Annotated in this window: 27 protein-coding genes; 12 read left to right on the top strand and 15 right to left on the bottom strand. The window is 70.8% G+C overall.

Going from position 1 to position 25,692, the window contains the following annotated elements; genetic code table 11:
* Positions 1 to 5: 5 nt before the first annotated feature.
* Together LLS1_RS11305 and LLS1_RS11300 are read right to left on the bottom strand one after the other, a co-directional pair.
* Complete coding sequence (locus LLS1_RS11305) at positions 6 to 1,121, bottom strand: aminotransferase class V-fold PLP-dependent enzyme (protein WP_226655595.1); 1,116 nt, start codon at positions 1,119 to 1,121, stop codon at positions 6 to 8.
* A gap of 123 nt (positions 1,122 to 1,244) precedes the next feature.
* The gene (locus LLS1_RS11300) at positions 1,245 to 2,039 is read right to left on the bottom strand and encodes an isoprenyl transferase (protein ID WP_223357382.1); all 795 of its coding nucleotides are present in this window, start codon (positions 2,037 to 2,039) and stop codon (positions 1,245 to 1,247) included.
* A gap of 72 nt (positions 2,040 to 2,111) precedes the next feature.
* Here LLS1_RS11300 and LLS1_RS11295 point away from each other — a divergent pair, with 72 nt between their 5' ends.
* Complete coding sequence (locus tag LLS1_RS11295) at positions 2,112 to 2,930, top strand: hemolysin III family protein (RefSeq protein ID WP_226655593.1); 819 nt, start codon at positions 2,112 to 2,114, stop codon at positions 2,928 to 2,930.
* A 3-nt stretch (positions 2,931 to 2,933) separates the two neighbouring features.
* On the opposite strand, the gene LLS1_RS11290 is transcribed toward LLS1_RS11295, so the two are convergent.
* The gene (locus LLS1_RS11290; RefSeq protein ID WP_223357384.1) at positions 2,934 to 3,200 is read right to left on the bottom strand and encodes a hypothetical protein; all 267 of its coding nucleotides are present in this window, start codon (positions 3,198 to 3,200) and stop codon (positions 2,934 to 2,936) included.
* A gap of 129 nt (positions 3,201 to 3,329) precedes the next feature.
* On the opposite strand from LLS1_RS11290, the gene LLS1_RS11285 reads away from it, so the two are divergent.
* Together LLS1_RS11285 and greA are read left to right on the top strand one after the other, a co-directional pair.
* Entirely contained in the window at positions 3,330 to 3,731 is a 402-nt protein-coding gene (locus tag LLS1_RS11285; protein ID WP_226655590.1) for a DUF4307 domain-containing protein, read from the top strand.
* A gap of 109 nt (positions 3,732 to 3,840) precedes the next feature.
* The gene (gene greA / locus LLS1_RS11280) at positions 3,841 to 4,332 is read left to right on the top strand and encodes a transcription elongation factor GreA (RefSeq protein WP_223357386.1); all 492 of its coding nucleotides are present in this window, start codon (positions 3,841 to 3,843) and stop codon (positions 4,330 to 4,332) included.
* Between the two features lie 98 nt (positions 4,333 to 4,430).
* Here the strand turns inward: greA and ilvA are convergent, their stop codons facing one another.
* On the bottom strand, positions 4,431 to 5,690 hold the full coding sequence (ilvA, locus tag LLS1_RS11275) for a threonine ammonia-lyase (protein WP_226655587.1): 1,260 nt from the start codon (positions 5,688 to 5,690) through the stop codon (positions 4,431 to 4,433).
* A 73-nt stretch (positions 5,691 to 5,763) separates the two neighbouring features.
* A complete protein-coding gene (locus LLS1_RS11270) occupies positions 5,764 to 7,008 on the bottom strand; it encodes an AI-2E family transporter (protein ID WP_226655585.1) in 1,245 nt (414 codons plus the stop codon).
* A 246-nt stretch (positions 7,009 to 7,254) separates the two neighbouring features.
* Here LLS1_RS11270 and ftsW point away from each other — a divergent pair, with 246 nt between their 5' ends.
* Positions 7,255 to 8,565: a putative lipid II flippase FtsW gene (ftsW, locus tag LLS1_RS11265; protein WP_226655583.1), complete on the top strand. Its 1,311-nt coding sequence runs from the start codon at positions 7,255 to 7,257 to the stop codon at positions 8,563 to 8,565.
* Here the strand turns inward: ftsW and LLS1_RS11260 are convergent.
* Genes LLS1_RS11260 through LLS1_RS11245 form a run of 4 tightly spaced genes read right to left on the bottom strand, consistent with a single transcriptional unit; the run spans position 8,483 to position 12,535 of the window.
* Positions 8,483 to 9,610, bottom strand: a complete 1,128-nt coding sequence (locus LLS1_RS11260) for an ABC transporter ATP-binding protein (RefSeq protein ID WP_226655581.1) — start codon at positions 9,608 to 9,610, stop codon at positions 8,483 to 8,485. The two genes, ftsW and LLS1_RS11260, sit on opposite strands and share 83 nt — an antisense overlap.
* A 2-nt stretch (positions 9,611 to 9,612) precedes the next feature.
* Entirely contained in the window at positions 9,613 to 10,428 is an 816-nt protein-coding gene (locus tag LLS1_RS11255; RefSeq protein WP_226655580.1) for an ABC transporter permease, read from the bottom strand.
* The gene (locus LLS1_RS11250; RefSeq protein ID WP_226655762.1) at positions 10,425 to 11,417 is read right to left on the bottom strand and encodes an ABC transporter permease subunit; all 993 of its coding nucleotides are present in this window, start codon (positions 11,415 to 11,417) and stop codon (positions 10,425 to 10,427) included. Before LLS1_RS11250 ends, LLS1_RS11255 begins: the two co-directional genes overlap by 4 nt.
* Entirely contained in the window at positions 11,396 to 12,535 is a 1,140-nt protein-coding gene (locus LLS1_RS11245; RefSeq protein ID WP_226655578.1) for an ABC transporter substrate-binding protein, read from the bottom strand. The genes LLS1_RS11250 and LLS1_RS11245 overlap by 22 nt, the downstream gene beginning before the upstream one ends.
* Positions 12,536 to 12,686: 151 nt before the next feature.
* Between LLS1_RS11245 and LLS1_RS11240 the strand changes: the two genes are divergently transcribed.
* Both LLS1_RS11240 and LLS1_RS11235 read left to right on the top strand, forming a co-directional pair.
* Complete coding sequence (locus LLS1_RS11240) at positions 12,687 to 13,913, top strand: winged helix-turn-helix domain-containing protein (RefSeq protein WP_226655760.1); 1,227 nt, start codon at positions 12,687 to 12,689, stop codon at positions 13,911 to 13,913.
* Positions 13,914 to 14,015: 102 nt separating this feature from the next.
* A complete protein-coding gene (locus LLS1_RS11235; protein WP_226655576.1) occupies positions 14,016 to 14,582 on the top strand; it encodes an AAA family ATPase in 567 nt (188 codons plus the stop codon).
* Between the two features lie 71 nt (positions 14,583 to 14,653).
* Here LLS1_RS11235 and LLS1_RS11230 read toward each other — a convergent pair whose 3' ends face one another.
* Positions 14,654 to 15,565 carry a M48 family metalloprotease gene (locus tag LLS1_RS11230; RefSeq protein WP_223357396.1) on the bottom strand — a complete coding sequence of 304 codons (912 nt, stop codon included), beginning with the start codon at positions 15,563 to 15,565 and terminating at the stop codon, positions 14,654 to 14,656.
* A gap of 7 nt (positions 15,566 to 15,572) precedes the next feature.
* A complete protein-coding gene (locus LLS1_RS11225) occupies positions 15,573 to 16,139 on the bottom strand; it encodes a LemA family protein (protein ID WP_025158674.1) in 567 nt (188 codons plus the stop codon).
* Positions 16,140 to 16,434: 295 nt separating this feature from the next.
* Here LLS1_RS11225 and LLS1_RS11220 point away from each other — a divergent pair, with 295 nt between their 5' ends.
* The 5 genes from LLS1_RS11220 to LLS1_RS11200 are packed head-to-tail and all read left to right on the top strand — an operon-like array spanning position 16,435 to position 18,805.
* Entirely contained in the window at positions 16,435 to 16,725 is a 291-nt protein-coding gene (locus LLS1_RS11220) for a WXG100 family type VII secretion target (RefSeq protein WP_223357397.1), read from the top strand.
* Positions 16,716 to 17,258: a hypothetical protein gene (locus tag LLS1_RS11215; RefSeq protein WP_226655575.1), complete on the top strand. Its 543-nt coding sequence runs from the start codon at positions 16,716 to 16,718 to the stop codon at positions 17,256 to 17,258. The genes LLS1_RS11220 and LLS1_RS11215 overlap by 10 nt, the downstream gene beginning before the upstream one ends.
* The gene (locus LLS1_RS11210) at positions 17,255 to 17,578 is read left to right on the top strand and encodes a hypothetical protein (RefSeq protein WP_223357399.1); all 324 of its coding nucleotides are present in this window, start codon (positions 17,255 to 17,257) and stop codon (positions 17,576 to 17,578) included. Before LLS1_RS11215 ends, LLS1_RS11210 begins: the two co-directional genes overlap by 4 nt.
* Positions 17,575 to 18,336, top strand: coding sequence for a hypothetical protein (locus LLS1_RS11205; RefSeq protein WP_226655573.1), 762 nt, complete (start codon positions 17,575 to 17,577; stop codon positions 18,334 to 18,336). Before LLS1_RS11210 ends, LLS1_RS11205 begins: the two co-directional genes overlap by 4 nt.
* Positions 18,337 to 18,367: 31 nt before the next feature.
* Complete coding sequence (locus tag LLS1_RS11200; protein WP_226655572.1) at positions 18,368 to 18,805, top strand: hypothetical protein; 438 nt, start codon at positions 18,368 to 18,370, stop codon at positions 18,803 to 18,805.
* A gap of 3 nt (positions 18,806 to 18,808) precedes the next feature.
* Here LLS1_RS11200 and LLS1_RS11195 read toward each other — a convergent pair whose 3' ends face one another.
* The 4 genes from LLS1_RS11195 to LLS1_RS11180 are packed head-to-tail and all read right to left on the bottom strand — an operon-like array spanning position 18,809 to position 23,329.
* Positions 18,809 to 20,131: a D-arabinono-1,4-lactone oxidase gene (locus tag LLS1_RS11195; protein ID WP_226655570.1), complete on the bottom strand. Its 1,323-nt coding sequence runs from the start codon at positions 20,129 to 20,131 to the stop codon at positions 18,809 to 18,811.
* Positions 20,128 to 21,393, bottom strand: a complete 1,266-nt coding sequence (locus LLS1_RS11190) for an amino acid deaminase/aldolase (RefSeq protein WP_226655568.1) — start codon at positions 21,391 to 21,393, stop codon at positions 20,128 to 20,130. Before LLS1_RS11190 ends, LLS1_RS11195 begins: the two co-directional genes overlap by 4 nt.
* Positions 21,393 to 22,649, bottom strand: coding sequence for an MFS transporter (locus tag LLS1_RS11185; protein WP_223357404.1), 1,257 nt, complete (start codon positions 22,647 to 22,649; stop codon positions 21,393 to 21,395). Before LLS1_RS11185 ends, LLS1_RS11190 begins: the two co-directional genes overlap by 1 nt.
* Entirely contained in the window at positions 22,646 to 23,329 is a 684-nt protein-coding gene (locus tag LLS1_RS11180; RefSeq protein WP_226655567.1) for a TetR/AcrR family transcriptional regulator, read from the bottom strand. Before LLS1_RS11180 ends, LLS1_RS11185 begins: the two co-directional genes overlap by 4 nt.
* 235 nt (positions 23,330 to 23,564) lie before the next feature.
* Here LLS1_RS11180 and LLS1_RS11175 point away from each other — a divergent pair, with 235 nt between their 5' ends.
* Entirely contained in the window at positions 23,565 to 25,691 is a 2,127-nt protein-coding gene (locus LLS1_RS11175) for an Ig-like domain-containing protein (RefSeq protein ID WP_226655565.1), read from the top strand.
* Position 25,692 lies beyond the last annotated feature (1 nt).

Here is a 25,692-nt window from a genome sequence, read left to right as displayed (position 1 = left end):
CGGCGTCAGATCGCGGATGCGTAGGAGGTGAACGCCGCGCGCAGCATGTCGAACGTCTCCTCCGTGGTGCCCGCGTGGACGCTGAACCGCACCGACGTCTGGCGCACCGACGCGCTCACGCCGTGGTTGAACAGGGAGGCGCTGAGCGCGGTGAGGCTCTCCGGCGGCTCCACCACGACCATGCCCGCGCGCTCGGCCGGATTGCGGGGCGAGACCACCGGCAGGGCGAACTCGTCCGCCAGGTCGATGACGCGCTCCACGCCGTCGGCGATCGCCGCGTTGACGTCCGCGACCCCGGCGGCCGCGATCTCCTCGAGGGCCGCCGCGAAGCGCGCCTGCGCCACGGAGTCCGGATTCGAGATCGAGAACGCCTGCGCACCGTGGGCGGGCTCGACGACCTCGTCCCAGGTGAGCCCCTGGCCGGTGCCGGTCCAGCCGCTGAAGACGGGGGTGAGGTGGTCGATCGCGCGGTCGCTGAGCGCGAGGAAGCCGGTCCCCCAACCCGCGCGCGCCCACTTCTGGCCCCCGGCGAGCACGACGTCGGCCACCTCGTACGGGGCGTCGACCACGCCGAAGCCCTGGATGGCGTCGACGATCAGCAGCCGGTCGCCGATGACCTGACGGATCCCGTCGATGTCGGCGAGGTAGCCCGTGCGCGAGTCGACGAGGCTCACCATCACGGCGGCCGTGGCCGAGGTGATCTGGTCGCGGATCTGTGCGGGCGTCACGCGTCCGTGGTCGGTCTCCAGCCAGGTCGGCGTGATCACGCGCATCGCCTGCGCAGCGCGGACGGCAGCGTAGGTGACCGACGGGAACTCGGCGCTCGACAACAGCACCTCCCCGCCCGTGAGCCCGAAGGCGGCGTGCATAAGGCCGAGGGACGCGTTGGGCTGGAACGCGACCTGATCTGCCGGGAAACGGGTGAGCGCCGACACGGCCTCGCGCACCCGGGCGTCCTCGCCCTGCAGCCGGTCGACCGTCCCGTAGCGCGCCCGCGCCAGGATTTCGTACTGGGCCGTGGCCTCGGCCCGGACGGCGGCCGAGATCGGCCCGACCCGTCCGTAGTCCAGGTATCCCGGCTCCTCGCCGAACCCGCGCGCGAACTCTTCGACTGGCGTCATCCGAACCTCCCGTACGATTCTGGCGGCAACGGAGGAGTTCTGCTGCCGCACACGGCGTGTCGGCGGTGAAGGGAGGGAATCCTCGCCTCGGAGGCGCGAATCTCCTCGGCTGGCGACGGAGGCTCAGCCGCCGAAGCGCCGCTGACGTCGGGAGTAGTCGCGCACCGCGCGCAGGAAGTCGACCTCGCGCAGGTCGGGGCCGAGCGCTTCGACGAAGTAGAACTCGGAGTGCGCGCTCTGCCAGAGCATGAAGTCGCTGAGGCGCTGCTCGCCGGAGGTGCGGATCACGAGGTCGGGGTCGGGCTGGCCGCCGGTGTAGAGGTGCTCGCCGATCATGTCCGGGGTGAGGAGGTCGGCGAGCGTCTCGAGGCTGCCGCCCTCGGCGTGGTGCGCGGCGACGATGCTGCGCATGGCGTCGGTGATCTCCTTGCGGCCGCCGTAGCCGACGGCGAGATTGATGTGCATCCCGGTGTTGCCGGCGGTGCGCTGCTCGGCGCCGGAGAGGGCGGCGACCAGCGGCTCCGGCAGCCCGGCGGTCGAGCCGACGTGCTGCACGCGCCAATCGCGGTACCGGCTGAGGTCGTCGGCGAGCTCCGCGATGATCTCGATGAGATCGGAGAGTTCGGTGCTCTCGCGGTTCGTCAGGTTGTCGCTCGACAGGAGGTACAGCGTGGCGACCGAGACGCCGAGGTCGTCGCACCACTCGAGGAACTCGCGCATCTTCGCGGCGCCCGCGCGGTGGCCGTGCGCCACGGTGGTCAATCCGGCCTGCCGCGCCCACCGGCGGTTGCCGTCGATGATCATCGCGACGTGCTTCGGGAGGGCCTGCTCCCCCCGTCCCGCCAGCTCGCGGCGCAGCCGCTTCTGATAGAGCCCGTAGAGCAGGCCGCTGCCGGGGGCCGAACTGCGTTTGCTCACGGGGATACGTTAGCGCCCCCGGTCCCGTGCGGCTCTCAGCATCCCGCCACCCTCGTCCCCTACGCTTGGGCCATGTCGCCCCGAAACCGTCATCAGCCCGAGGATGTCGCCGAGCTCCTGCACGAGCCCGCGACCGAGCTCGACGCGTCGGACGCCGCGGTCCAGGCTGACGACGCCGCCGCCCGATCGCACGGACGCGACCTCCCGAACATCCCGCTGCTCGACGCGTCTCCGGCCAACGTCGCCGACATCAAGCCGACGTGGCGCGGCTGGATCCACGCGGGGACGTTCCCCGTCACGATCGCCGCGGGCATCGTCCTCATCTGCCTCGCGCAGGGAGCGCCCGCCAAGTGGGCGTCGGCGGTGTTCATGCTCACGTCGATGCTGCTGTTCGGCAACTCGGCGCTCTACCACCGGTTCAACTGGAAGCCGCGCACCAAGGTCGTGCTCAAGCGCATCGACCACGCCAACATCTTCCTGCTGATCGCCGGCACCTACACCCCCCTCGCGATCCTCGCGCTGCCTCCGGAGAAGGGCATCCTGCTGCTCTGCCTCGTGTGGGGCGGCGCACTGCTCGGGATCGGCTTCCGGGTGTTCTGGATCACCGCGCCGCGCTGGCTGTACGTGCCGATCTACGTCGCGCTGGGCTGGGCGGCGATGATGTACATCGTCGACCTCGTCGAGGCGAACGTCGCCATGATGGTGCTCGTGCTCGTCGGCGGCGTGTTCTACACCGTCGGCGCCGTGATCTACGGGCTCAAGCGTCCGAACCCGTTCCCGGGGAGGTTCGGCTTCCACGAGATCTTCCACACGCTGACCGTGCTGGCGTTCCTCTGCCACTGGACGGCGACGCTGCTGATCGCGCTGCACCCCGCCTACAACGCGGGCTGACGCCTAGCGCTCGTCGCCCGGGCGGGGGTCCGGGCGATCGGTCGCCTGCTCGGCGTCGAGCTTCTGCGCGATCTCCTCGCGGTAGCGCACGCGGCGGATGCGGCGAACCATGTCGAGGATCAGCAGCACGGCGGCGACCGCGATCACGAACGTGACGACGAAGCCGACGACGCCCGGAGTGACCTGGTCCTCGCTGGGGCCGCTCGACGGAGTCGGGGTCGGCGTGGCCGCCAGCCAGACGGAGGCGCGCAGGAGGGCGTCGGCGATCATCGTTCGGGGATCTCTTCTCTCGAGTCGGGAGGAAGCCGTGATTCACAGCTTCGTCTCCTAGTCTTGACTCAGCCTACCGCCGCCCCGACGGCAGGCCTGAACGTGGACCGAGAGGCGGAACCGGCGCGCATGGCCGTGACGCAGACCATCGATCGCCGCTACGGACGCACGCCGCAGCGCAAGCGGCGCGACCGCTGGCTCCTCATCGGCGGCGGAGTAGCCGTCCTGGCCGTCGTCGTGGCCTGGTCGTTCTGGGCCGGTTGGGACAACAACCAGTCCGAGCTCGAAGCGACCGACACCGCGTACAGCATCACCGACGCGCATCACGTCGACATCAGCTTCACGATCAACGCCCCGAAGGGCACGCCCGTCACATGCGCGATCCAGGCACTCAACGAGGACTTCGCGATCGTCGGCTGGCGCATCGTCAGTTACCCGGGATCCGACGCCCGCGTCACCCAGCACACGGAGACCATCCGCACCATCCAGCAGAGCAACACAGGTTTGATTAACACCTGCTGGCTGACCTAGCATTCTGTGGATACGCCCCGACCGAGGTCGGGGCGTCTACTTTACCCACCGGCTGCGGCCGGCCTATCTGCCCACGCGGCCCATCGCCGCGGGCGCGAAGGAGCTCACCATGTCCCAGGAGACCCCGGTCACCTTTCTGACCCAGGATGCGTACGACCGTCTCGCGGCGGAACTCGAGGAGCTCAGCGTCAACGGCCGCAACGAGATCGCCAAGCGCATCGAGGCGGCGCGCGAGGAGGGCGACCTCAAGGAGAACGGCGGCTACCACGCCGCCAAGGACGAGCAGGGCAAGATCGAGGCCCGCATCGTCCAGCTGACCAACCTCCTGCGCAGCGCCACCGTCGGCGACGCCCCGGAGAGCCACGGCGTTGTCGAGCCGGGCACCGTCATCACCGCGACCATCGCGGGCGACGAGAGCGTCTTCCTGATCGGCAACCGCGAGATCGCGGCCGGGACCGAGCTCCCCGTCTACAGCGAGCAGAGCCCGCTCGGCGCGGCCATCCTGGGCCTCAACGTCGGTGACAAGACCGAGTACACGGCCCCGAACGGCCGGCAGATCGCGGTGGAGATCACGAAGGTCGAGACCTACGCCGGCCAGTAGTCGGCGAGACCACCTCATCGTTCGGCGCGCGACCGCGAAGCGGCTCGAAATCGGGCCCAGAACGCCGAGGCGGCCGACACTCGGCCGCCTGGGCGCAGCTACTCGTAGTCGACGACGGCGTCGTAGCCGGCGGTCCGCAGCGCCTCGATGACCTGCTGGCGGTGCTCGGTGCCGCGGGTCTCGACACTGACGTCGAGCTCCACCTGGCTGATCTGCAGGCCGCGCCCGTGCCGGGTGTGCAGCACTTCCACGACGTTCGCGTTCACGCCCGCCAGGATCTCGGCGATGCGCGCGAGCTGGCCGGGGCGGTCGGGCATCATGATCGAGAGCTTGAGGTAGCGGTCGGACGCCGCGAGTCCGTGGCTGATGACGCGCTGCATGAGTAGCGGATCGATGTTGCCTCCGGACAGGATGGCCACCGTCGTTCCGGAGGCGGACACCTTGTCGGCCAGGATGGCGGCGACAGCGGCCGCCCCCGCGGGTTCGACGACGAGCTTGGCCCGCTCCAGCAGCACGAGCATGGCGCGGGCGATGTCGTCCTCGGTGACCGTGACGACCTCGTCGACGGCGTCGCGGATGATCTCGAAGTTGAGGAGGCCGGGCTTGCTCACGGCGATGCCGTCGGCGATGGTCGGCACGGTCGAGATCTCGGTCGGTTCGCCTGCCGCCAGCGAGACGGGGTAGGCCGCGGCGTTGGCCGCCTGCACGCCGATGACGCGGATGGTGCGGCCGTCCCGGTGAGCGCGCTGCTTGACCGCGCTCGCGACGCCCGAGATGAGTCCGCCTCCGCCGATGGGGATGACGATGGTCTCCACATCGGGCGCCTCGTCGAGGATCTCGAGGCCAAGCGTCCCCTGGCCCGCGACCACGTCGGGGTGGTCGAAGGGCGGGATGAGCACGGCACCGGTCTCGGCGGCGAAGTCGGCGGCAGCGCGCAGCGTCTCGTCGACGATGCTGCCGCTCAGAACCACGTCCGCGCCGTACGCGCGGGTGGCCTGGAACTTGGGGATGGCGACGCCGACCGGCATGAAGATGGTGGCGTGGATGCCGAGCTCGCGCGCGGCGAAGGCGACGCCCTGCGCGTGGTTGCCGGCGGAGGCCGCGACCACACCGCGGGCGCGCTCCTCGGCCGTCAGCTTGGAGAGCCGGTTGTACGCACCGCGGATCTTGTACGATCCGGTGCGCTGGAGGTTCTCGCACTTGAGCAGCACCGGCGCGCCGAGCACGTCGGTGAGATAGCGCGAGCTCTCCATCGGCGTGGGCTGCGCTATGCGCGACACGATCGCGCGCGCCGCCTCGATCTCGTCGAGCCCAGGGCCGGCGAACGGGGTGCGCGTGGAGTCGGTCACGGTAGCCACTCGCTCAGCCTACTCGCCGCCATATTCCACTCCGTGTATGGGTTCGGCGGGCGCCGTACGGTCCCGACCCGGTTCAGACGCGCGGGCGGCGCACCGCGCGAGGCACGGTCTCCCAGATCGCACCTTGCGGCATGCTGAACGCGCTCTCCTGCCTGCTCCGCCACGCGCCGCTCGAGATGTAGTGCACCATCACGTTGAGCACGGCGACGAACGGGACGGCGAACAGGGCGCCCGGGATGCCCGCCAGCAGCGAGCCTCCCGCCACCGCGAGCACGACGGCGAGCGGGTGCACCTTGACCGCGGTGCCCATGATGAGCGGCTGGAGGACATGCCCCTCCAGCTGCTGCACGAGGAGCACGACGCCGAGCATGATGAGTGCGAACACCCATCCTTTGAACACCAGTGCGATGAACACGGCGAGCGCGCCGGTGACCACGGCGCCCACGATCGGGATGAACGAGCCGAGGAAGACCAGCACGGCGATCGGCAGCACGAGCGGCAGGCCGAGGAAGAACGCGCCGAGCCCGATCCCGAGCGCGTCGATCGATGCGACGAGCACCTGCACCTTGACGAAGTTGCGCAGCGTGACCCAGCCCGCCCGCCCCGCGCCGTCGACGGCGGCCCGGGCGTTGCGCGGGAAGATCCGCACGATCCACCCCCAGATGCTCTTGCCGTCGATCAGGATGAACAGGACGCTGAACAGGGTCAGCAGTGCCCCCGCCGCCACGTGACCGAGCGTGGAGCCGAGCGAGAGCGCACCGGAGATGAAGACCTGGCCGTCCTCCTGGATCGAGGTCCAGAGCGACTGGAACGCCCCGTTGATCTGCGACTCCGTGAGCCCCAGCGGCCCGGTCGTCAGCCACGACCGGAACTGGTCGTAGGCCGCGACCGACTGCGTCTGCAGCTCCCCGCTCTGCCGGCTGACCTGCCAGATGGCCAGGTAGAGCAGTCCGCCCACCACCACGATCAGCGCGACCAGCGCCGTCACGATCGCGAGCCAGCGCGGCCAGCCGTGGCGATGCAGGAGGTCTCTGAACGGGACGAGCAGCGCGGCGAGCAGCACGGCGATGAGCACCGGGATGACGATGAGCCGCAGCTGGACGATCAGGAAGATCAGGACGGCGATCGCCGCACCGATGACCAGCAATCGCCACGACCAGGCGCCGGCGAGACGCACACCGCGCGGCAGCGAGGCGTCGACCGGTTCCAGCAGCTCGACGGGCTCCTCCGGTCCACGCCGACGGCGGAGGAACCGGGTGCGCGCGGGGGCGCGATTCTCACCGGCGGAAGGGGGGACGGAGGTCTCGCTGTCGGCCATGCTGGCCAGTCTAGGCTCGCGGCCCCGGCTCCCTCAGCGCTCTCTCAGCGGGGTCTGACGAACTCACGGCCGGCGTCCAGTAAGCGGCGGGAACGCCGTCCGGACACCTGCACCGATCCCGTGAGATGCCTGGGCACGCGGAGGGGCGCGAGCCGTCGCCGCGCCCGTCCTCTACGGTCGGAGGACAGCACACGGCCGGCGCACGGCCGTCCACCGTCGAACAGCACAGGCACCGAGCAGCACCGCATGACCGCACCTCCCTTCCCCGCGCCTCCGGCCGGACCGCGCCGTATCCTCATCCGGTTGAAGGAGAGTGCCGCGCTGCCGTCCGCGTTCGGCACCCTGCTGGCCTCGGTCGTCCTGTTCCTCGTCGTCTTCGGCCTGGTGATGGTGCTGTCGGCGTCGTCCGTGGAGTCGTACACCGACGGGAACGGCTTCTTCGGCCGGTTCGAGTCACAGGGCGGATACGCGGTGCTGGGCGTGGTGCTCATGCTCATCGTGTCGCGGCTGCCGCGCCGGCTGGTGCAACGCGTCGCCGTGGTGGTGCTGGTGGTCTCGTGCGTCCTGCAGGTCCTCGCGCTCGCGACGCCGCTCGGTGTCAAGATCGGCGACAACACGAACTGGATCCGCATCGGCCCGCTCGCCGGGCAGCCCTCGGAGGGCACCAAGCTCGGGCTCGTCATCTGGCTCGGGATGGCGCTCGGCCGGCGGCCCGAGGAGCTCCAGGACTGGCGGCTGCTCGCCAAACGCGTGCTCCCGGTGGCGGCGCCGTCGCTGCTGCTCGTCGTCCTCGGCGGCGACCTCGGCACGACCGTGGTCATGGCCGCGTTCACGATCGCCGCATTGTTCTTCGCCGGGGCGCGGCTCAAGCACCTCGGTGTCGTGCTCGGCGCCGGGGCGCTCGCCGCCGTGCTGATCGCGCTGTCGAGCGCCACCCGGCGCGGCCGCATCTCCGCCTTCTTCGGCGGCACGAGCGCGGTCAACCCCGACGTGAACTGGCAGGTCGACAACGCGCACTACGCCCTGGCGTCGGGAGGGCTCTGGGGTGTCGGACTCGGCAACTCGCACGCCAAGTGGTCGTGGCTGCCCTCCGCCGACACCGACTTCATCTTCGCAGTGATCGGCGAGGAGCTCGGGCTCGTGGGCGCGTGCATCGTCTTGCTGCTGTTCGCTCTTCTGGCGGTCCTGATGATCCGGATGGTGCGCTCGACGGCGGACCCGGTCGTCCGCGTGACGACCGGCACGGTATTGGTGTGGCTGATCTTCCAGGCCTTCGTCAACATCGGGGTCGTGCTCGGGCTCATCCCCACGCTCGGTGTCCCGCTGCCTTTCATCTCGGCGGGTGGCACGGCGCTGATCGCCTCCCTGGTCGCGATGGGCGTGGTGCTCTCCTATACGCGCAGACCGCCGCGCCCGCAGCCGGACGGCGAGCACATCGCCGGAGCCCGCCCCGCCGGGGACGCACCGCCGGGGCTCAGGCGACCGGAAGCGCAGCGACCGGCAGCGCAGCGACCGGCGGCACGGCGACCGGCGACACGGTGGCCGGCGCGCCGCTGAGCACGACCTGCACGCGGTCCCCGGCGGCGAGCACCTCCCCGGCGGCGTGCTGCACCGCGAGCTCCGTGCCGTCCGCCAGCCGGACGCGCGTGCGGCGGAGGGCGCCGAGAAAGCTGGTGGTCAGCACCTCGCCCGCGTGACCCGCAGACGCGAGGAGCACGTCCTCCGGCCGGATGTAGGCGGTCACGGGGCCGTCGGCGACCGCGGTGGCGAGCGGGACCTCCTGGCCCAGCACCGTCAGCCGGCCGCCCGCGACCGTGGCCGGGATGCGGTTGGCGAGCCCCACGAACTCGGCTACGAACGCCGACGCAGGGCGGAGATAGAGCTCCTCGGGACGGCCGATCTGCTCGATCACGCCCGCGCGCATCACCGCCACGCGGTCGGCGACGGCGAGCGCCTCCTCCTGGTCGTGCGTCACGAAGAACGTCGTGATGCCGAGCTCGGTCTGGATGCGGCGGATCTCCTCCCGGAGCTGCACGCGCACCTGGGCGTCGAGCGCCGAGAGCGGCTCGTCGAGCAGGAGCACGCGAGGGCGGGTCACCAGCGCGCGTGCGAGGGCGACACGCTGCTGCTGGCCACCGGAGAGCTGGTGCGCGTACCGGCCGCCGTGCGCGCCGAGGCCGACGAGCTCCAGCGCCTCGGCGGCGCGGCCTCGGCGTTCGGCGCCCGGGACCTTGCGCATCCGCAGCCCGAACTCGACGTTCTGCCCCGCGGTGAGGTGCGGGAACAGCGAGTAGGACTGGAACACCATGCCGAGGTCCCGGCGGTTGGCCGGCTCGTCGGTGACGTCGCGCCCGTCGACCAGGATGCTGCCGGCGTCGACGCGCTCGAGACCCGCGAGAGCGCGGAGCGCCGTGGTCTTGCCGCAGCCGCTGGGGCCGAGGAGGGCGATCAGCTCGCCGGGTTCGGCCGCGAGATCGAGCCGGTTCAGGCCGACGCCGCCGCCGAAGTCGCGGACCAGGCCGCGCAGCTCGACGGTGCTGCCGTGGCCGGCGAGGCCGAGCACGGAGGCGTCGGCGGCAGGTGCGGTGGGGAGGACGGACATGGCTAGCCTTTCGCGGTGCGCCGGCGCACCGACACGAGCCGGTCGACGACGACGAGGAGGACGAACGCGAACACCAGCGCCAGGAGGGCGAAGATGACCGCGACGAACGGGTCGGACTGCGAGATGAGCAGCAGCGAGGTCTGCAGGTTCACCCGGCTGAGCAGCGACGCGATGGTGAACTCGCCGAGCACGACCGCGACCGAGAGCGCCGAGGCGGCGAGGACACCGCGCCGCAGGTTCGGGACGATCGCCCGCCAGAAGACGGTCCACCATCCCGCCCCGAGCGAGCGGGCCGCCTCGCTGAGGGTGAGGAGGTCGATGGCGGCCAGGTTGCTCTGGATGGCCCGGTAGGCGAACGGCAGCACGGTGATGCCGTAGGCGAAGGCCAGCGTCCAGGTACCCGAGCCGAAGATCTCCGTCACCACGGCGTAGGTGGGGGCCAGCCCCACGACCATCACGATCGCCGGGATCATGATCGGCAGCAGGCACACCGCCTCCAGCAGACGCCGCAGGCGGGCGAAACGGAGCTCGACGAGGACCATCGTCGGCAGCAGCACCAGGAGCACGATCGCCACCGTGACAGCTGCCAGCACGAGCGAGTTGCCGAGGCCCTGGTACACGCGGTCGTAGCGCGTCGTCTCACCGCTGAAGACGGCCTCCCAACGGTCGAAGCTGTAGACACCGGGCCGCGCGGTGCGGAGCGTGAACTCCAGCATCGAGAGCAGCGGGACGAGGAAGAAGAGCCCGAGGAGGGTCCAGATGACGGCCTTCGCCGCCGGTCCGGGTCCGAGCCGGAGTCGCGCGCTGCGGCGGCTCATCGCTGCCACCTCGCCGTGCGGCGCACGAGGGCGGAGTACGCCAGCATGACCACGACCATGACGACGAGCATCCCGAGCGCCATCGCGCCCGCGAGGTTCGCCCGGCCGAGCACCGTCTCGCTGATCAACGCCTGCCGGATCTGCAGCGACACGATGTTGTTCGCCTGGCCGACGAGAGCGGCGGCGGTCGCGTAGGACGAGAAGGCGTTCGCGAACAGCAGCAGGAGGCTGCCCAGGAACGACGGCAGCAGGATGGGGCCGCCCACGCGCCTCCAGTAGGTCCAGCGGCTGCCGCCGAGGGTCGCCGTCGCCTCGAGCCATTGCGGACGCAGACCTTCGAGCGCCGGGAGGAAGGTGATCACCATGAGCGGGATCTGGAAGTAGAGGTACGGGAGGATGAGGCCGGGCACGGTGTAGAGCCAGACGCCGTTCTCGTAGATGTTGATGTGGAACTGGTTGCGCAGCAGCACGGTGACCAGTCCCTGCGCGCCGATGGTCGCGATGAACGCGAACGCGAGCATGACACCGCCGAACTGGGCGAGCACGCTGCTGGCCGAGTCGACGAGCGAGCGGCCGAAACCTCCCGAGCGTGAGCCGAGGAGGGCGAAGCAGGCAGCGGCGCCGGCGACCGCTCCGACGACGGCGGTGACCGCCGAGAGCCAGAAGGCGCCGAAGAAGGAGCCGGCGATCGCGGGCTCGGCGAGGCCGGACAGGTTGGCCCAGGTGAAGCGGCCCTCCCCGTCCACGAACCCGCTGCCGACCGCGACGAGCGTCGGCACGGCGAGGAAGATCACGACGTAGAAGGCGAACGGGGTCAGCCCGAGCGCGGCGACGAGTCCGCGCGGCCGGCGGCGGCCGGATCCGGAACGACGCGCGGGCCGGGGGCCGGACGGCGGCTGCCGCCGGGTCTCCCCGGCGGCAGCGCTGTCGACCGCAGACGCCGGAGCGTCGGCGAGGGTGCGGGTCATCAGCCGACCGCGTTGGCCCAGGTCGAGTTGAGGAGAGTACCGGCGTCCGCGGCCTGCTTCTCGGTCATGACGGCGACCTCGTCGAGCGTGCCCGGGAAGTCCTTGGTGTCCAGCGTCTTCGCCTTCTCCATCGCGTCGACGCGCGCCGGATATGCTCCGCCCTTCAGCCAGGCGTTCTGGGCGGCGTCGCTGTAGAGGTACTCCTCCCAGAGGCGCGCGGCCGCGGGGTGCGGGGCGTCCTTGTTGATGGCCTGGTTGTAGTAGCCGACGTACGCCTTGCCCGGGAGGACGACGTACTTCCAGTCGATGCCGCCCGACTTGATCGTGTCGGAGGTGGTGTAGCCCTTCTGGTTGAACGACCAGTCGAGCAGGACCGGGGTCTCCCCCGAGGCGATGGTGTTCGGCTTGCCGTCGGCGGCGTTCCAGTTGCCCGCAGCCTTCAGCTTCGAGAACCAGTCGACGCCCGTCTTCAGGTCGTCGAGGCTGCCGCCGGCCTGGAGGGTCGCCCACGCGACGGCGCCGGCCGCGGCGGCGGCCTGGGTCGGGTTGCCGTTGAGCGCGACCGCGCCCTTGAACTCCGGCTTGAGCAGGTCGTCGAAGGTCTTCGGCGGGGTCTTGATCTTGTTGGCGTCGTAGCCGACCGCCATCACGCCGTAGTACCCGACCTTCCAGAGGCCGTCCTTCTCCTTCTGGTCGGCCGGGATGTCGTCGAAACCCGTCGGCTTGTAGGGCGCGAAGTACTCGGTGTTCGCGAGCGCGACGGACGAGCCGATGTCGAAGGTGTCGGGAGCGGTGTCCTGGCCCTTGAGCTTCTTGGCGGCGTCGATCTCCTCCTGGCTGGAGGCGCTGTCCTGACTCGGGTTGATCGTGATGCCGTACTTCTTGGTGAAGCCGTCGAAGATCTCCTGGTAGTTGGCCCAGTCGCCGGGCGTCGCGATGATGTTGAGGCTGCCCTCCTTCTTCGCGGCGGCGACGAGAGCGTCCATGCCGCCCGCGGAGGCGACGTCGGTGGCGGTGGCCGCCTGGTCGCCGGCGGCGGTGCTGCTCGCTTCCGCTCCGCCGGAGCAGGCGGCGAGCGAGAGGGCGACGACGGTGGCCGCGGCCGCGAGGCCGGCGACGCGTGCGCGCTTGTTGATCACGGAATATCCTCCAGTGCACGGGTGAGGCCGGGCGTGCGCCCGGTCCGACAGTCACGGTAGGCAGGGCGGGAGACGCGAGGGCCAGCGAGCGGTGACGCGCAGATGAACTCCCGGTGTCGGCCGTGCTCGATAGGGTCGATCCGTGGTCGCACTGGTCTCCGCTGAACGGCTCGCCGCCGAAACCGTCTCCCCCGCACTCGCTCGCCGTATCGGCCTGGCCGCGCAGGGCTTCGGCCGTCCACGGCCCGCGGTCGTCGGCACCCGGCAGCTCAACGCGCTCGTCGACCGGCTCAACCTGCTGCAGATCGACTCCGTCAACGTCTTCGAGCGCAGCCACTACCTCCCGGCGTTCGCACGGCTCGGCGCCTACGACCGGTCGCTGCTCGACCGGCTGACGTTCGATCCCCGCGGCCCGCACACGGAGTACTGGGCGCACGAGGCCGCCTTCCTGCGCAAAGAGGACTGGCCGCTGTTCCGCTGGCGGATGGAGGCATACCGCCGCCGTTACGGCGCGGCCGACAGCTGGTTCGAGGCCAATCGCGAGACCGTCGAGTGGCTGCGCCGGGAGCTGGCGGCGAACGGACCTCTCGCGGCCAGCGAGATCGAGCACGATGCGAACACCCGGACCGGCCCGTGGTGGGGCTGGTCGGCGGTGAAGCGCGCGCTGGAGTACCTGTTCCTGTTCGGCGAGGTCGCGATCGCCGGCCGCACCCGCTTCCAGCGCCGGTACGCCCTCGCGGAGGATGTCCTCGACGCGAGCATTCTCGACCGCAGCGTCTCCACGGAGGATTCGGTGCGCGAGCTGATCCGCCGCTCGGCCGTCGCGCACGGCATCGGCACGGCCAAGGACTTCGCCGACTACTACCGCATCAAGGTCGCCCCGGCGACGGCGGCCCTCCGCGACCTGGAGGAGGCGGGCGAGCTCATCCCGGTCCGGGTGCCCGGGTGGGAGTCGGCCGGCCGGCCCGCGGCGGCCTGGATTCACCGTGACGCCCGCCGTCCGCGCCGCGTCGAGGGCGCCGCCCTGCTCTCCCCCTTCGACCCGGTCGTGTGGTTCCGGGACCGCGGGCTGCGGATGTTCGACTTCCACTACCGCATCGAGATCTACACCCCGGCGCCGCAGCGGATCTACGGCTACTACTCGCTGCCGATCCTGCTCGACGACGCCATCGTCGGACGCATCGACCTCAAGAGCGACCGTCAGGCCGGCGTGCTGCGTGTGCAGTCCGCGTGGACCGAGCCCGGAGCGCCCGCGGCGACAGCGGAACGTCTCGGCCCGCTCCTGGCCGAGACCGCGGCCTGGCAGGGTCTCGGCGGCGTGGAGATCTCGCCCGTCGCGCGCGGCGACCTCATCCCGGCGCTCACCGCCGAGCTGTAAGCCCCGCCATCTGGACCAGATGTTTGGTTTCGCGGCGCGGATCCCCCGATTCGGTCCACATCCGCGAGTCGTGCGGACGCCCGCTGCGGCTAGGGTGACGACATGCGCATCGTCGTCTCCGGGACCCATGCCAGCGGCAAGAGCACCCTCCTCTCCGACTTCGCGCTCCGGCATCCGGGATTCACCGTGCTGCCCGACCCGTTCGATCTCCTCGACGAAGCGTGGGACGCCCCGCGTGCGACGATGTTCGCCTCGCAGCTCCGGCTCGCGGCCGATCGGCTCGACCCCGGCGAGAACCCGGGCGACGTGATCGCGGAGCGCGGGCCCCTCGACTTCCTCGCCTACCTGGTCGCTCTCGGCGAGACGACGGGCTCCCCGGCCTCGCCCGCACTCCTCGAACGGTCGGCGGAGATCACCGCTGCGGCGCTGGAGCATGTCGATCTGCTCGTGGTCCTGCCCCTCGCCACGGCGGATCCGATCGAGGTCGGGGAGGAGGAGGATCCCGAGCTGCGGGCCGCGATGAACGACGCGCTTCTGGACCTCGTCGACGATCCCGACCTCGTCGGCACACACCTGCGCGTCGCCGAGCTCGTCGGCTCACCCGAGGAGCGGCTCGCGCGGCTCGAAGCGCTCGTCAGCGTCCACGGAGCCCCATCCACCCCGTCCTAGACCCGCCGATTTGGACGAAATGTGCCCTTCGGCTCGCTCATTCCCGCGATGTGGTCCAAATGGGAGAGGGGTCAGAAGCCGGCGCCCATCTTCTCGAGACGCTCGACGCGCTCGGGGATGGGCGGGTGAGTGCTGAAGAGGCGGCTCATGAGGCTCGGCTTGAGCGGCTCGGCGATCCAGAGGTGCGCCATCGAGGTGTTCTGCTTACGCATCGGCTGCGCGTGCGCCTCCAGCTTGAGCAGAGCGCTCGCGAGGGCATCCGGGTGCCGGGTGGTCATCGCGCCCGTGGCGTCGGCGAGGTACTCGCGCTGACGCGAGACGGCGAGCTGGATGAGCGTCGCCAGCAACGGGGCGACGATCGCCGCGATCAGACCGAAGACGAGGATCACGGGGTTGCCGCCCCCGCCGCCCCCGCCGTTGTTGTTGCCGCCCCGGTTGTTGCCGCCGATCGCACCGAAGAACGCCATGCGCATGAAGATGTCGGCGACGAGACCGATCGCCACGGTGAGACCGAAGACGATCATCGAGAGCCGGATGTCGTAATTGCGCACGTGCCCGAGCTCGTGCGCCATCACGCCTTCGAGCTCGGCATCGGTCATGATGTCGAGCAGGCCCGTGGTCGCGGCGACCGACGCATGCTGCGGGTCGCGGCCGGTGGCGAACGCGTTCGGGGCCGGGTCGTTGACGATGTAGACGGCCGGCATCGGCGTGCCCGTGGTGATCGAGAGGTTCTCGACGACGTTCCACAGCCGTGGGTTGTCCGCTTTGCTGATCTGCACGGCTCCGGACATGCTGAGCGCCTGGCTGCTCGCCATGTAGTACTGGAAGACGGAGAACAGCACGGCGCCGATCACGATGACGACGAAGATCGTCCAGCTGTTGTAGAGATACGCGGCCAGCCAGCCGAGCGCGCCGATGATGACCAGGAACAGCAGGATGATGAAGACGGTGTTGCGCTTGTTCCTGGCGATCGCCCTGTACATCGAGGCCCTAGAACTGGACGCGCGGAGGCTCGGCGATCGCGGCGAGGTTCTCCACCTCGAAGAAGTCGCGCTCGCTGAAGCCCAGGCGTCGGGCGAAGAGGTTGTTCGGGAAGACCTTGATCTTGGTGTTGAACTCCCGAACGCCGCCGTTGTAGAACCGGCGCGAGGCCTGGATCTTGTCCTCGGTGTCCACCAGGTCGGCCTGCAGTCGCAGGAAGTTCTGGCTCGCCTGCAGCTGGGGGTAGGCCTCGGCGACGGCGAAGATGCTCTTCAGAGCGGACTGCATGTGACCCTCGGCGACCGACGCGTCGGCCGGGCCCTGTGCGGAGAGCGTCTCGGCGCGCGCCTGCGTGACCGCCTCGAAGACGCCCTTCTCGTGCGCGGCGTATCCCTTGACCGTCTCGATGAGGTTCGGGATGAGATCGGCGCGTCGCTTGAGCTGCACCGTGATGTCGCTCCACGCCTCGTCGACCCGCACCTTGAGCGTCACGAGGGAGTTGTACGTGGCCCACAGGTAGATTCCGATGATCGCGACGATCACGACGACGATGATGACCGGAATGAGCCATTCCATGGGCGGGTACTCCTTGCGTGGGGCGCGGGCTGGTGGGCGCAGATTCATCCTAACGGCGGGTGCGCGGCCTCCCACGTCCTTCCCATGACTCTCAAAGCTAGGGGCCGGAGTCTTCGAAGGCGGCGGACGGATCCCGCACGGGTGAGCGATGGCCGCGTGGGAGCCGAGGCCTCCCGCTCGGAGCCGTCGTGGGCGGCACGCTCACGCCGCCGCGGCACACGGCACGAATCACGTATCCGACACCCGTGCTGGCACGGATGGGCAGGCCCCGGAGCCCGGGGCTATGGTGGATCGCGTGAGCGTCGAGTACGAAATGGAACTCGGCGGCATGGGGGCTCTCGTGGAGAAGCTGCGCTCTGCCGTCCGGGACATCGAACAGGAACTGTCCACACTGGATGAGGAGGCCGCGCGGCTGCGCTCCTCCTGGACCGGGGAGGCGTCCGCCGCCTACGACCGGGCGCACGCGGACTGGACGCGCTCGCTGAGTGCGCTCAACACCGCGCTCGACCGGTCCGCCGCCGCTGCCGAGAACGCGGTCGGACGGCATCTCGCGGCACGTGCGGAGGTGGCGAAGCTGTGGCAGTGAATGAGGGTTTCGTCGACGGGCTCGCTCTGGACGCGCGGGCCCGCCTCGATCGGGGGCGCATCGTCCAAGACGATCTCGCCTCATTCGTGATGCAGACGCGAGCGCAGCTCGCCGAATCGCTCGGGCCGGACGCTGTCAGCGCCCACTTCGGCGCAGACGGTGTGCTCTCGGCGCTGACCATCGACCAGGACGCCCGCCAGCAGCTGACCGAGGATCAACTCGTCGCGCAGATCGAAGCGGCGTTCGCCGGCGCACCGGCGGTCGGCGTCCCCGGTGATCCCAACGCGGCCGCAGCGATGCTGGACGCTCTCATCGCGTCGGCGTCGGCCGACAGCGTCGATCGCCGCCCGCGATCGGAGCACTCGAATCCCGACGCGACCCTCACACTCGTGAGCATCGACGGCCGACCGGTGAGCATACGTACGAAGCCCGGCTGGATCCTCTCGGAGCCTTCGACAGAACTCGGTGCAGCGATCGTCCTTCTCGCACGACGGGCGGCTGAGACGGCCGGGGACGAAAGGGGAGCGAGATGAGCGATACCGTCGTCATCAATGGGGCGATTCTCGAGAAGGACGCCGAGGACACCTGGCAGGCCGGAGCGGACACGCTCGAGAAGATGGCCCAAGCCATCCCCGAGATCTCCGCCCCCGATTTCTCGATCATGCCCGGCGGCCAAGAAGCCGCGAAGCTCTACGTCACCGCGCGCCAGGCGCTCGCCGAGTACATCACGGGAGGCAAGGACGAATTCCTCGCCTTCGAGCATCTCCTGCTGAAGGCAGCCATCGCCTACGGAAAAGCGCATGGAGCCACCGTGGACGAAATCACCCGCATGGAGAAGGAACTCGAATCGTGAGCTACGTCGATTTCATCCGCGATCAGATCGTTCAGCAACTCAAGTCGGGCAAGGACGGCCTCGACTGGATCGACCAGAATGGTCCGGCGATAATCCGGACCGCGATGAACGTCTACCTCGACACTGTCCTGCGTCTCCCCATACCCGGCGCGATCACAGACCGCTTCGCCGACGAGGCCATCGCCAAGCTGCACGAGGCGACTGCGGAGATCCGTTCCGCCCTGGACGACGCGGAGAAGGGGATCGCCTACGTCGGCAGCCCTGATCGGCTGCGGGCCGCAGCGACGGCGATCGGCGACAAGGTCATAGCCCCATCACGCCAACTCGCGCCGCAGCTCGTGCTCGGAAAACTGCCCTCGACCTCATCGGCCAATTGGAACGACGGTGAAGCGAGCGAAGGCTACGTGCGCGCGGTCGACGGACGCCAGGAGGCGGTCGTCGCCGTCGACACGTACGCGAACCCCATCTCGTCGGCCCTCGGCGACCTCGCCGACGCCATCGAGAACTATTACCTCGCCGTCCTCGCGGCGGTCGTCGGCACCGTCACCGCGATTCTGGGTGTCGTGGAAGCGATCATCGCCTGCGTCGGAGTGGTGACGGTGCCGGCTGCGGTCATCGGCATCATTCAAGCGGTACTCGGCGGAGTGGCAGCCGCCATCGGGTTCTACCAGGTCTTCATCGGCGCCGAGCAAAGCGCTCGATCGATCACCGGCAATCTGAGTGGCACGATCCCCGCATGGCCGCGCGTCTTGGCGTGAACGGCACTCGACCACGAGACGAGGAATGGAAATGACCACACCGGAGACGAACGGTGTCGGGATACCCGACCGCCACGGGCGCACGATCGTGGCCTGGAAGACGATCTCCTTCGTCTCGCTCGGGCTTGCGATCGCCGGCTGGCTGTCGTTTCTCGTGCTGATGTTCGTCGCCCTGTACTCCGGCGATGCGACTCCGGTGACGGTCATCTTGGCAGCGAATTTCGCCCTCATGGTCCTCGGATTCGTCGGGATCGCCGTCGTGGCGACCCAGCAGGGCGCGCAGCGCAACGACCTCGCAGACGCCCTCACTCGCGCGGGGCATCCGGGCGTCGACGTCCGCCGCCTCCAGGCCGGCCGCCCCGTCCCCTCCCCGCAGAACCTGGAGCTCCGCCTCCGCAAGGAGCGCGACGACGCCGGCCGGCGCTGGCTTCTCGTCGACGCGTACGCGTACGCGCCGCCGACCGTCTGACGCCTACTCCCCCAGCACCCGTCGCAGATAGGTGTTCTCGAACCGGCGCCCGGGGTCGAGGCGGTCGCGCACGGCGAGGAAATCGTCGAAGCGCGGGTAGACGCTGCGGAGCGAGTCCGCGTCGCGGTAGTGCATCTTGCCCCAGTGCGGGCGCCCGCCGTGCGCCGTCATGATCTCCTCGACGGCGTGGAAGTAGGCGCTCGGGTCTTCGCGGTAGTAGCGGTGCACGGCGATGTAGCCGGTCTCGCGACCGTAGGCGGTGGAGAGCCAGTTGTCGTCCGCTGCGGCGGAGCGCACCTCGATCGGGAAGGAGATGCGCCAGCCACGGCGCTCGATGAGGGACTTCACCTCGGCGAGCGCCTCCGGGACGGCCTCGCGCGGGATCGCGTACTCCATCTCGCGGAAACGCACCGTGCGGCTGGTGACGTAGACGCTCGGCGAGTGGTCGGTGAAGTCGCGGTTGCCGGTGAGCCTCTGAGCCAGACGGCTGAAGGGCGGCACGATCGCGGGGACCACGGTGCCGAGGGCGCACACCCCGCGATAGAGCCCGTTGGCGAGCAGCTCGTCGTCCATCCAGCGTCCCAGGGGTGAGAGGGGCGCGCGCTTCTCGGTGAGCGGGAGGCGCGTGTTGGTCTTGGTGAGCGCCGTCTCGGTGTGCGGGAACCAGTAGAACTCGAAGTGGTCCTCGGCGGCCGAGCGGGCGAGGTAGGCGTCCAGGACGTCCTGCAGAGGCTCGGGGCGTTCGACGGCCTGGAGGAGGAACGCCGGGACGCACTGGAGGGTGATGTCCACGATGACGCCGAGGGCCCCGAGGCCGAGCCGGGCCGCCGGGAGGAGGTCGGCGTTCTCCGTCTCGTCGATCCGCAGCATCTCCCCCTCACCCGTCACGAGCGTGAGAGCCACGATCTGGGTCGCGAGGCCGCCGAACGCGCCTCCGGTTCCGTGCGTCCCGGTCGAGGTGGCGCCCGCGATGGTCTGCCGGTCGATGTCGCCCATGTTCTGCAGGGCCAGCCCGTGCGGTCGCAGGAGGGCCGGGAGCCGGTGGAGGTGCGTGCCGGCGGCGAGCGTGACCCGGCCGCGCTCCAGGTCGACGTCGACGATCCCGTTCACGTCCTCGAGATCGAGCAGGACGCCGGGCGCGGCCGAGATCGCCGTGAAGCTGTGGCCGGCGCCGATCGCCTTGACGCGCATCCCCTGCTTCGCGGCGGCGGCAACGGCGCGCTGGACCGCCTCCGCGTTCGCGGGACGCTCGATGCGCTGCGGGCGGATGGACTCGCTGCGACCCCAGTTGCGCCAGACGCCGGTGCGCGCGTCGACCGCCGTCACAGGAAGACCTTCCCCTCGCCGCGGTAGCTCGGCGTCTCCCCGACGACGGCGGCGCGACCGTCCACGGTGTCGACCAGCTGGAACACGTCGACATGCTCACTCAACTCGCCCGACTTGGTGTGCCGCAGCCAGACGCGGTCTCCGATGCGCAGCACGCCGGCCGCGGCACCGGTGAGGGGCGTCTGCACCTCGCCCGCCATCTCCCGGTCGACCATCGAGAGCCCGGTGGGCCAGACCACCTTCGGCATCCGGTCGGCCCCGGGAGGGCCGGAGGCGATCCAGCCGCCGCCGAGCAGGGTGGCGATCTCGGGGCCGGGTCGCCGCACGACCGAGAGGGCGAAGGAGGCGGCGGGCGCCGGCCGGAAGCCCGTGTAGGTGTCGAACAGGTGCCCGCCGAACAGGCCGCTGCCTGCCGCGATCTCGGTAACCGCGTCGTCCCGGGAGGTGAACTCCAGCGAGCCGGTCCCGCCGCCGTTCACGAACTCCAGCTCGGCGAGTCCGCGAACCGCGGCGACGGCCTCGCCGCGACGGGCGAGCAGCTCGTGCTGCGAGTTCCTCTGCATCCAGCGCAGCGTCGCCCCCCAGGCGGGACGCCCGGCGGGGTTGTCGCCCTGCCCGGCGATCTGCGCCTCGTAGCCCATCATCCCGACCAGCGCGAAGCCGGGGCGCCGGACGATCGCCTCCGCGACCGTGCGCACCTGCTCCACGCTGTGGAGCGGCGAGCGGTACACGCCGATGTGCCCGAGCACCGGCGCATCCCACGACGAGTCGAGCTCGAGGCAGAGCCGGATGGTCTCGCGCTCGGCGGGCGGGACGACGGAGTCGATGAGATCGAGGTGGGCGACGGAGTCGACCATGAGGGTGACGCGCGCCGCGAGCTCGGGCGACTGCGCGAGCCGGGCGATCGCCGCGCGATCGGCGGTCGGATAGCCGACCACGACATCCTCGATCGGCGCGTGCTCCGCGTCGCCCTCGGCGAGCCAGAGGGCTTCGGGAAGGGTGTAGGCCAGCACGCCGGCGTACCCGGGGAGCGCGAGCACGGCGTCGAGCACCGAGCGCACCCGGACCGACTTCGACGCCACACGGATCGGCTTGCGGTTCGCCCGCCGCAGCATGTCGTGCGCGTTGTGCCGCAGCGCCGGCAGGTGGAGCACGGCGAGCGCCGGATCGAGGCGGGCCGTCGCCGCCGAGAGCGACGGCCAGAACACGTCGGGCGTCGTCCAGGTGCGCTGGGCGGGGGTGGGAGGGGTGGTCAGATCCATCAGCGCACGGCTTTCACTCGGGCGACCGCGAGAGCACCCGCGAACGCGAACAATCCGGAGAGGATGAAGAGGCCCATGAACCCGCCGAGCGCGGCGACGATGCCGGCGCCCAGCAGCGGTGCCATCGCCTGCGGCACGGCCGTGGCGATGTTCATGATGCCGAGGTCCTTGCCGCGGCTCTCCGGGTCGGGGAGCACCTGGGTGGCGAGGGCCTGGTCGACGGAGAGGAAGCAGCCGTAGCCGAGACCGAGGAGCCCGGCGGCGACCATGGCCGCCGACAACTCGGGGACGAAGGCGAGCAGCAGGGCCGCGACGCCCTGGATGGCCGACGACAGGAAGACGAAGGCCTTGCGCCGGCCGAGCCTGTCCGAGAGCCGCCCGAACACCAGGGAGGCGACGATCACGAAGACCATGTAGATGAGGATCAGGATCAGCAGGTCGTCGTCCGCGTCCGGATCCTTCAGCCCGAACTCCAGGAAGTAGAGCAGGAGCGACGTGCCGAACGCGTTGCCGAAGTTGACCAGGATGCGGCTCAGCAGTGTCCAGCCGAAGTCGGGATGCTCGCGCGGGCTGATCCAGAGTCCCTCGATGACGCCGCGCGCCGTCATCGGCTGGCGCAGCTCCGTGGGCAGCACGGCGTCCGGCAGGAAGAGGAAGGGCAGCACCAGCAGCAGGAGCAGCACGGCCATCGCCGCGTAGCCGACGACGGCGCCGACGAAGACGTACGTGACGAGCGAGACGCCCAGGATGATGCCGATGGCCTGCGGGGCGCTGATCCACCCCGACACGTATCCGCGCTGCGCAACGGGGACCTGGTCGCTGATCGTGGCGGTGAGCGCCGCGGTGAGCACGCAGAAACCCGTGAGGGCGAGCGACCAGAACACGCCGATGCCCACGATGGTCGTCTGCAGGCCGAGCAGCAGCAGCGCCGCGGCGAACAGCAGGGCGCCGCCCGCGATCCAGGGGCGGCGGCGGCCGAAGCGGCTGGTGGTGCGATCGGAGAGCGCGCCGGTCAGCGGGTACGCGATGATCGCACAGACGCCCGAGATGCCGGAGATCACGCCGAAGACGACGACGTTGTCGACCCAGTAGGTGGTGTTCAGCTGGTTCTGCACCTGATCGGGCAGAAGCTTCTGGATGGGGGCGAGCTGCGCCATCCACACGCCCAGCCAGGCGATGGCGAAGAACGCGATCCACCGCCCGGGGACGCGGCGGGCGGGTTCGGCGAACACCGCCGGGGTGGAGGTCTCGGTCATCGGGCACCTGCGTTCGGGAGGAGGGACGGGGAGGGTGACGCGGGTGGTGCGGTCGGTGCGAGTGGTGCAGTCGGTGCGAGTGGTGCGGTCGCCGCGAGCCCGGCGAGGGCGTCGGCGGCGAAGTCCATGGCGGCGGTGGCCGCCGCGTCGTCGCGGGTCGCGAGCCAGGCGACGGTCATCCCATCGGTGAGCGTGACGAGCAGACGGGCGATCTGGGGCAGCGGGAGGCGCCAGCTGCTCCCGGTGAGCCGGGCCGCGTCGGCGGCCGCGTGCTCCGCGACCTCGTAGTAGCGCTCGTACTGTCGGCGGGCCAGCGGCTCGAACCCCGGCTCGCGCAGCGCCCACTGGGTCAGCTCGAACATGGCCTTCTCGCGGTCCGGGTCGGCGCGCACGCCGTCGAGGTAGTGCTGCAGCCCGCTCCGGATCGCGGCGCGGAGGTCGCCGGGCGGCGGGTCGAAGGCCGGGGCCAGATCGGACTGCTCCCCCGCGACGGCCAGCTCGACCAGTTCGGCCATGAGCTCGTCCCGTGAGGAGAACACATAGTGGAAGCTGGCGAGCGGCATGCCGGCCTCGGCGACGATCCGCCGCGTGGTCGCGGCGGCGACGCCGTCCCGAGCCACCACGCGGAGGGCAGCATGGAGGAGGGCGGTGCGACGAGCGGCGGGCGGGATGCGCGTCATCGGAGTCTCCTCGGGATGTCTCGCGCGCCGGCGCGCGAGAAAGTGGGACGGTTGACCCAGATGTCAGTATGCCCCAAATCCGGCCCGGTGGTTTGACACGCATCGCGTCTGGCCCGTGGAATGGGGTGGAATGCGGGTGCACTTCTCAGACGTTTCTCCTCCAGTCCGGTCGCGGGGGGCGACCGGGCAGCGTCGTCGTGCCCTCGCCTCCGCCGCCGCCTCCGCGCTCCTCCTCGTGACCGCCGGGCTGCTCGGGCTGGCCCCTCCCGCGGCCGCCGCGCCCGACGCCCCGCCCTCGCCCGGCCGGCCGTCCTCCACCGTCCCCTCCTCCGGCACCCCGACCCCCACCCCGCAGCCCCTGTCGCTCGACGATCCGGGCGACGGCCTCGTGACCCGCTTCCCCCTGACCGTCCGCGGCGGAGGAGAGCCCGGCGACACGGTCGCCGTCTCGGCCGGAGCCTCCGCCACTGCAGCGAACCGCTGCGAGGCGACCATCGACTCGTCCGGCCGCTTCTCGTGCGATCTCCGCGCCCTCCCGGACGGCCCGAATGTCACGATCCGCGCCGAGTCCGCCGCCACCGGGCAGACGGTCACCACTCAGGTCGCCGTGCTCTCGCCGCCCGTGATCGTCGCCGACGGCGCTGCGACCGGCGGCGGCGTGCACGGCACCGCCTATCCCGGCGCCCGCGTCACGGTCACCGCCGACTCGGGAGCGACCTGCCAGTTCCCCGCCGACTCCTCCGGTGCGTGGGGATGCGTGCTCACCGGCTCGCTGCCGGACGGCAGGCACACGGTGACCGCCACCCAGGTGGCGCCGTTCTCCAGCACGCGGAGCGCCGCCAGCGCCCCCGTCGCCATCCTGGTCGACACCGCTGCCCCCGCCGCCCCGACCATCACGGCACCGGCCCCGGGCGCCACGGTGAACACCGGTGACGCGATGACCTTCGCCGGCGGTGGCGAGGAGGGCGGATCGATCACGGTCTACGCCAACACCTCGGCGGGCGCGACCGTCGCCTGCACGGCGCAGGTCACCGGCGGTGCCTGGTCGTGCTCCGGCACGCTGCCGGAGGGCGGATACCTGGTCACGGCGCTGCAGCGCGACGCCGCCGGAAACATCAGCCCGGGCAGCAACACCGTCGCCGTGACCGTCGCGCGCGCGGGCGCACCGGCCGCCCCTCCAGCGACCCGCACACCGAAGCCGACTCCGACCCCGACACCCACCCCGGCACCGACGACGCCTCCGGGAACCGCGCTGCCCGCGCCGCCAGCCGGCGGAGAGCACCCCGGGACGAAGGGCTGGATCGACACCCCGTTCAGCACGGCCTCCGCACCCGTCGTGTCGGTCGAGGCCTTCCCGGGCTGGCTGCGCTCCGCACTGCTCGCCCTCGCCGCCGTCGTGCTGCTCGTGCTCCCCGCACGGCTGCTGGCCGGCACGATCGCGCGCGGTCGCGCGGCCCGCGAGGCGGGCGGGGAGTCGCCGCGCCGCCGCTCCTCGATCTTCGGCCGCAACCGTGCCCGCGGGGAGCTCGGGGAGGCCGACGCGCTCCTCGGCCGGCGGGCGGAGGAAGACTCCGGACGCGCATCCGCGTGGGGCGCGCCTGCGACCCGCGGCGACGCCCCCGGCTCCAGCGCGGCCGCCCAGCCTGTCTGGCTCGCACCCGTGACCGGCGTCCTCGCCGCGGCGCTGGTGACGCTGTCCACCTCGGTGAAGGACCCCGGCGCGTACGTGCGCCTCCTGATCGCCGTCGCCCTGGCGATCGTGCTGGTCAACGCCGTCTGGGTGCTCGCCGCGCGTGCCATGGCGCGCCGGCTCCGCCGGCCGCTCCCGACCGTCGCCGTGCGGCCCGCGCTGCTGGTTCTCGTGGCGGTCGCGGCGATCGGCTCCCGTCTGTTCGGACTCGCCCCGGCCCTCCTCTTCGGGCTGGTGCTCGGCGTCGTCGTCGCCCCGGAGGTGGGGCGCGTCGCGCGCGGCAGCATCGCGGCCGTTCAGGTCTCGGCGACCGCCGCACTCGGGGTGCTGGCCTGGCTCCTGACCGGCGTGCTGCCGGCGCCCTCCGGCGCGATCTCCGCCTTCGTGGTCGAGTGCGCGAACGCCCTCGCCATGGTGGGCATCGGCTCGAGCGCGATCGCGCTGCTGCCTCTCGGCGGTCTGGCCGGTCGCGCGGTCTTCCAGTGGAGCCGGCTGATGTGGACAGGCCTCAGCCTCGTCGTGTTCACGCTCCTTTTCGCCCTCCTCCTGCCCGTCGCCTCGCTCGTCGAGAACGGGACGGGCATGATCGCCGCGACCGTGGTCGCGCTGGCGTTCGCCGTGCTCAGCGTCTCGGCGTGGCTCTGGGAGCGGTACGTGGAGCCGGCGCGGTAGG

It is taken from the genome of Leifsonia sp. LS1 (assembly GCF_020521355.1).
GTDB lineage: Bacteria > Actinomycetota > Actinomycetes > Actinomycetales > Microbacteriaceae > Leifsonia.
This window is presented reverse-complemented; position numbering and strand designations above follow the sequence as displayed.

Bases quoted from the DNA above. Each gene is read 5' to 3' on its own strand.
- LLS1_RS11305 (WP_226655595.1), bottom strand. From the start codon at position 1,121: ATGACGCCAGTCGAAGAGTTCGCGCGCGGGTTCGGCGAGGAGCCGGGA.
- LLS1_RS11295 (WP_226655593.1), top strand. From the start codon at position 2,112: ATGTCGCCCCGAAACCGTCATCAGCCCGAGGATGTCGCCGAGCTCCTG.
- LLS1_RS11290 (WP_223357384.1), bottom strand. From the start codon at position 3,200: ATGATCGCCGACGCCCTCCTGCGCGCCTCCGTCTGGCTGGCGGCCACG.
- LLS1_RS11285 (WP_226655590.1), top strand. From the start codon at position 3,330: ATGGCCGTGACGCAGACCATCGATCGCCGCTACGGACGCACGCCGCAG.
- greA (WP_223357386.1), top strand. From the start codon at position 3,841: ATGTCCCAGGAGACCCCGGTCACCTTTCTGACCCAGGATGCGTACGAC.
- LLS1_RS11270 (WP_226655585.1), bottom strand. From the start codon at position 7,008: ATGGCCGACAGCGAGACCTCCGTCCCCCCTTCCGCCGGTGAGAATCGC.
- ftsW (WP_226655583.1), top strand. From the start codon at position 7,255: ATGACCGCACCTCCCTTCCCCGCGCCTCCGGCCGGACCGCGCCGTATC.
- LLS1_RS11260 (WP_226655581.1), bottom strand. From the start codon at position 9,610: ATGTCCGTCCTCCCCACCGCACCTGCCGCCGACGCCTCCGTGCTCGGC.
- LLS1_RS11255 (WP_226655580.1), bottom strand. From the start codon at position 10,428: ATGAGCCGCCGCAGCGCGCGACTCCGGCTCGGACCCGGACCGGCGGCG.
- LLS1_RS11235 (WP_226655576.1), top strand. From the start codon at position 14,016: ATGCGCATCGTCGTCTCCGGGACCCATGCCAGCGGCAAGAGCACCCTC.
- LLS1_RS11230 (WP_223357396.1), bottom strand. From the start codon at position 15,565: ATGTACAGGGCGATCGCCAGGAACAAGCGCAACACCGTCTTCATCATC.
- LLS1_RS11225 (WP_025158674.1), bottom strand. From the start codon at position 16,139: ATGGAATGGCTCATTCCGGTCATCATCGTCGTCGTGATCGTCGCGATC.
- LLS1_RS11210 (WP_223357399.1), top strand. From the start codon at position 17,255: ATGAGCGATACCGTCGTCATCAATGGGGCGATTCTCGAGAAGGACGCC.
- LLS1_RS11200 (WP_226655572.1), top strand. From the start codon at position 18,368: ATGACCACACCGGAGACGAACGGTGTCGGGATACCCGACCGCCACGGG.
- LLS1_RS11190 (WP_226655568.1), bottom strand. From the start codon at position 21,393: ATGGATCTGACCACCCCTCCCACCCCCGCCCAGCGCACCTGGACGACG.
- LLS1_RS11185 (WP_223357404.1), bottom strand. From the start codon at position 22,649: ATGACCGAGACCTCCACCCCGGCGGTGTTCGCCGAACCCGCCCGCCGC.
- LLS1_RS11180 (WP_226655567.1), bottom strand. From the start codon at position 23,329: ATGACGCGCATCCCGCCCGCCGCTCGTCGCACCGCCCTCCTCCATGCT.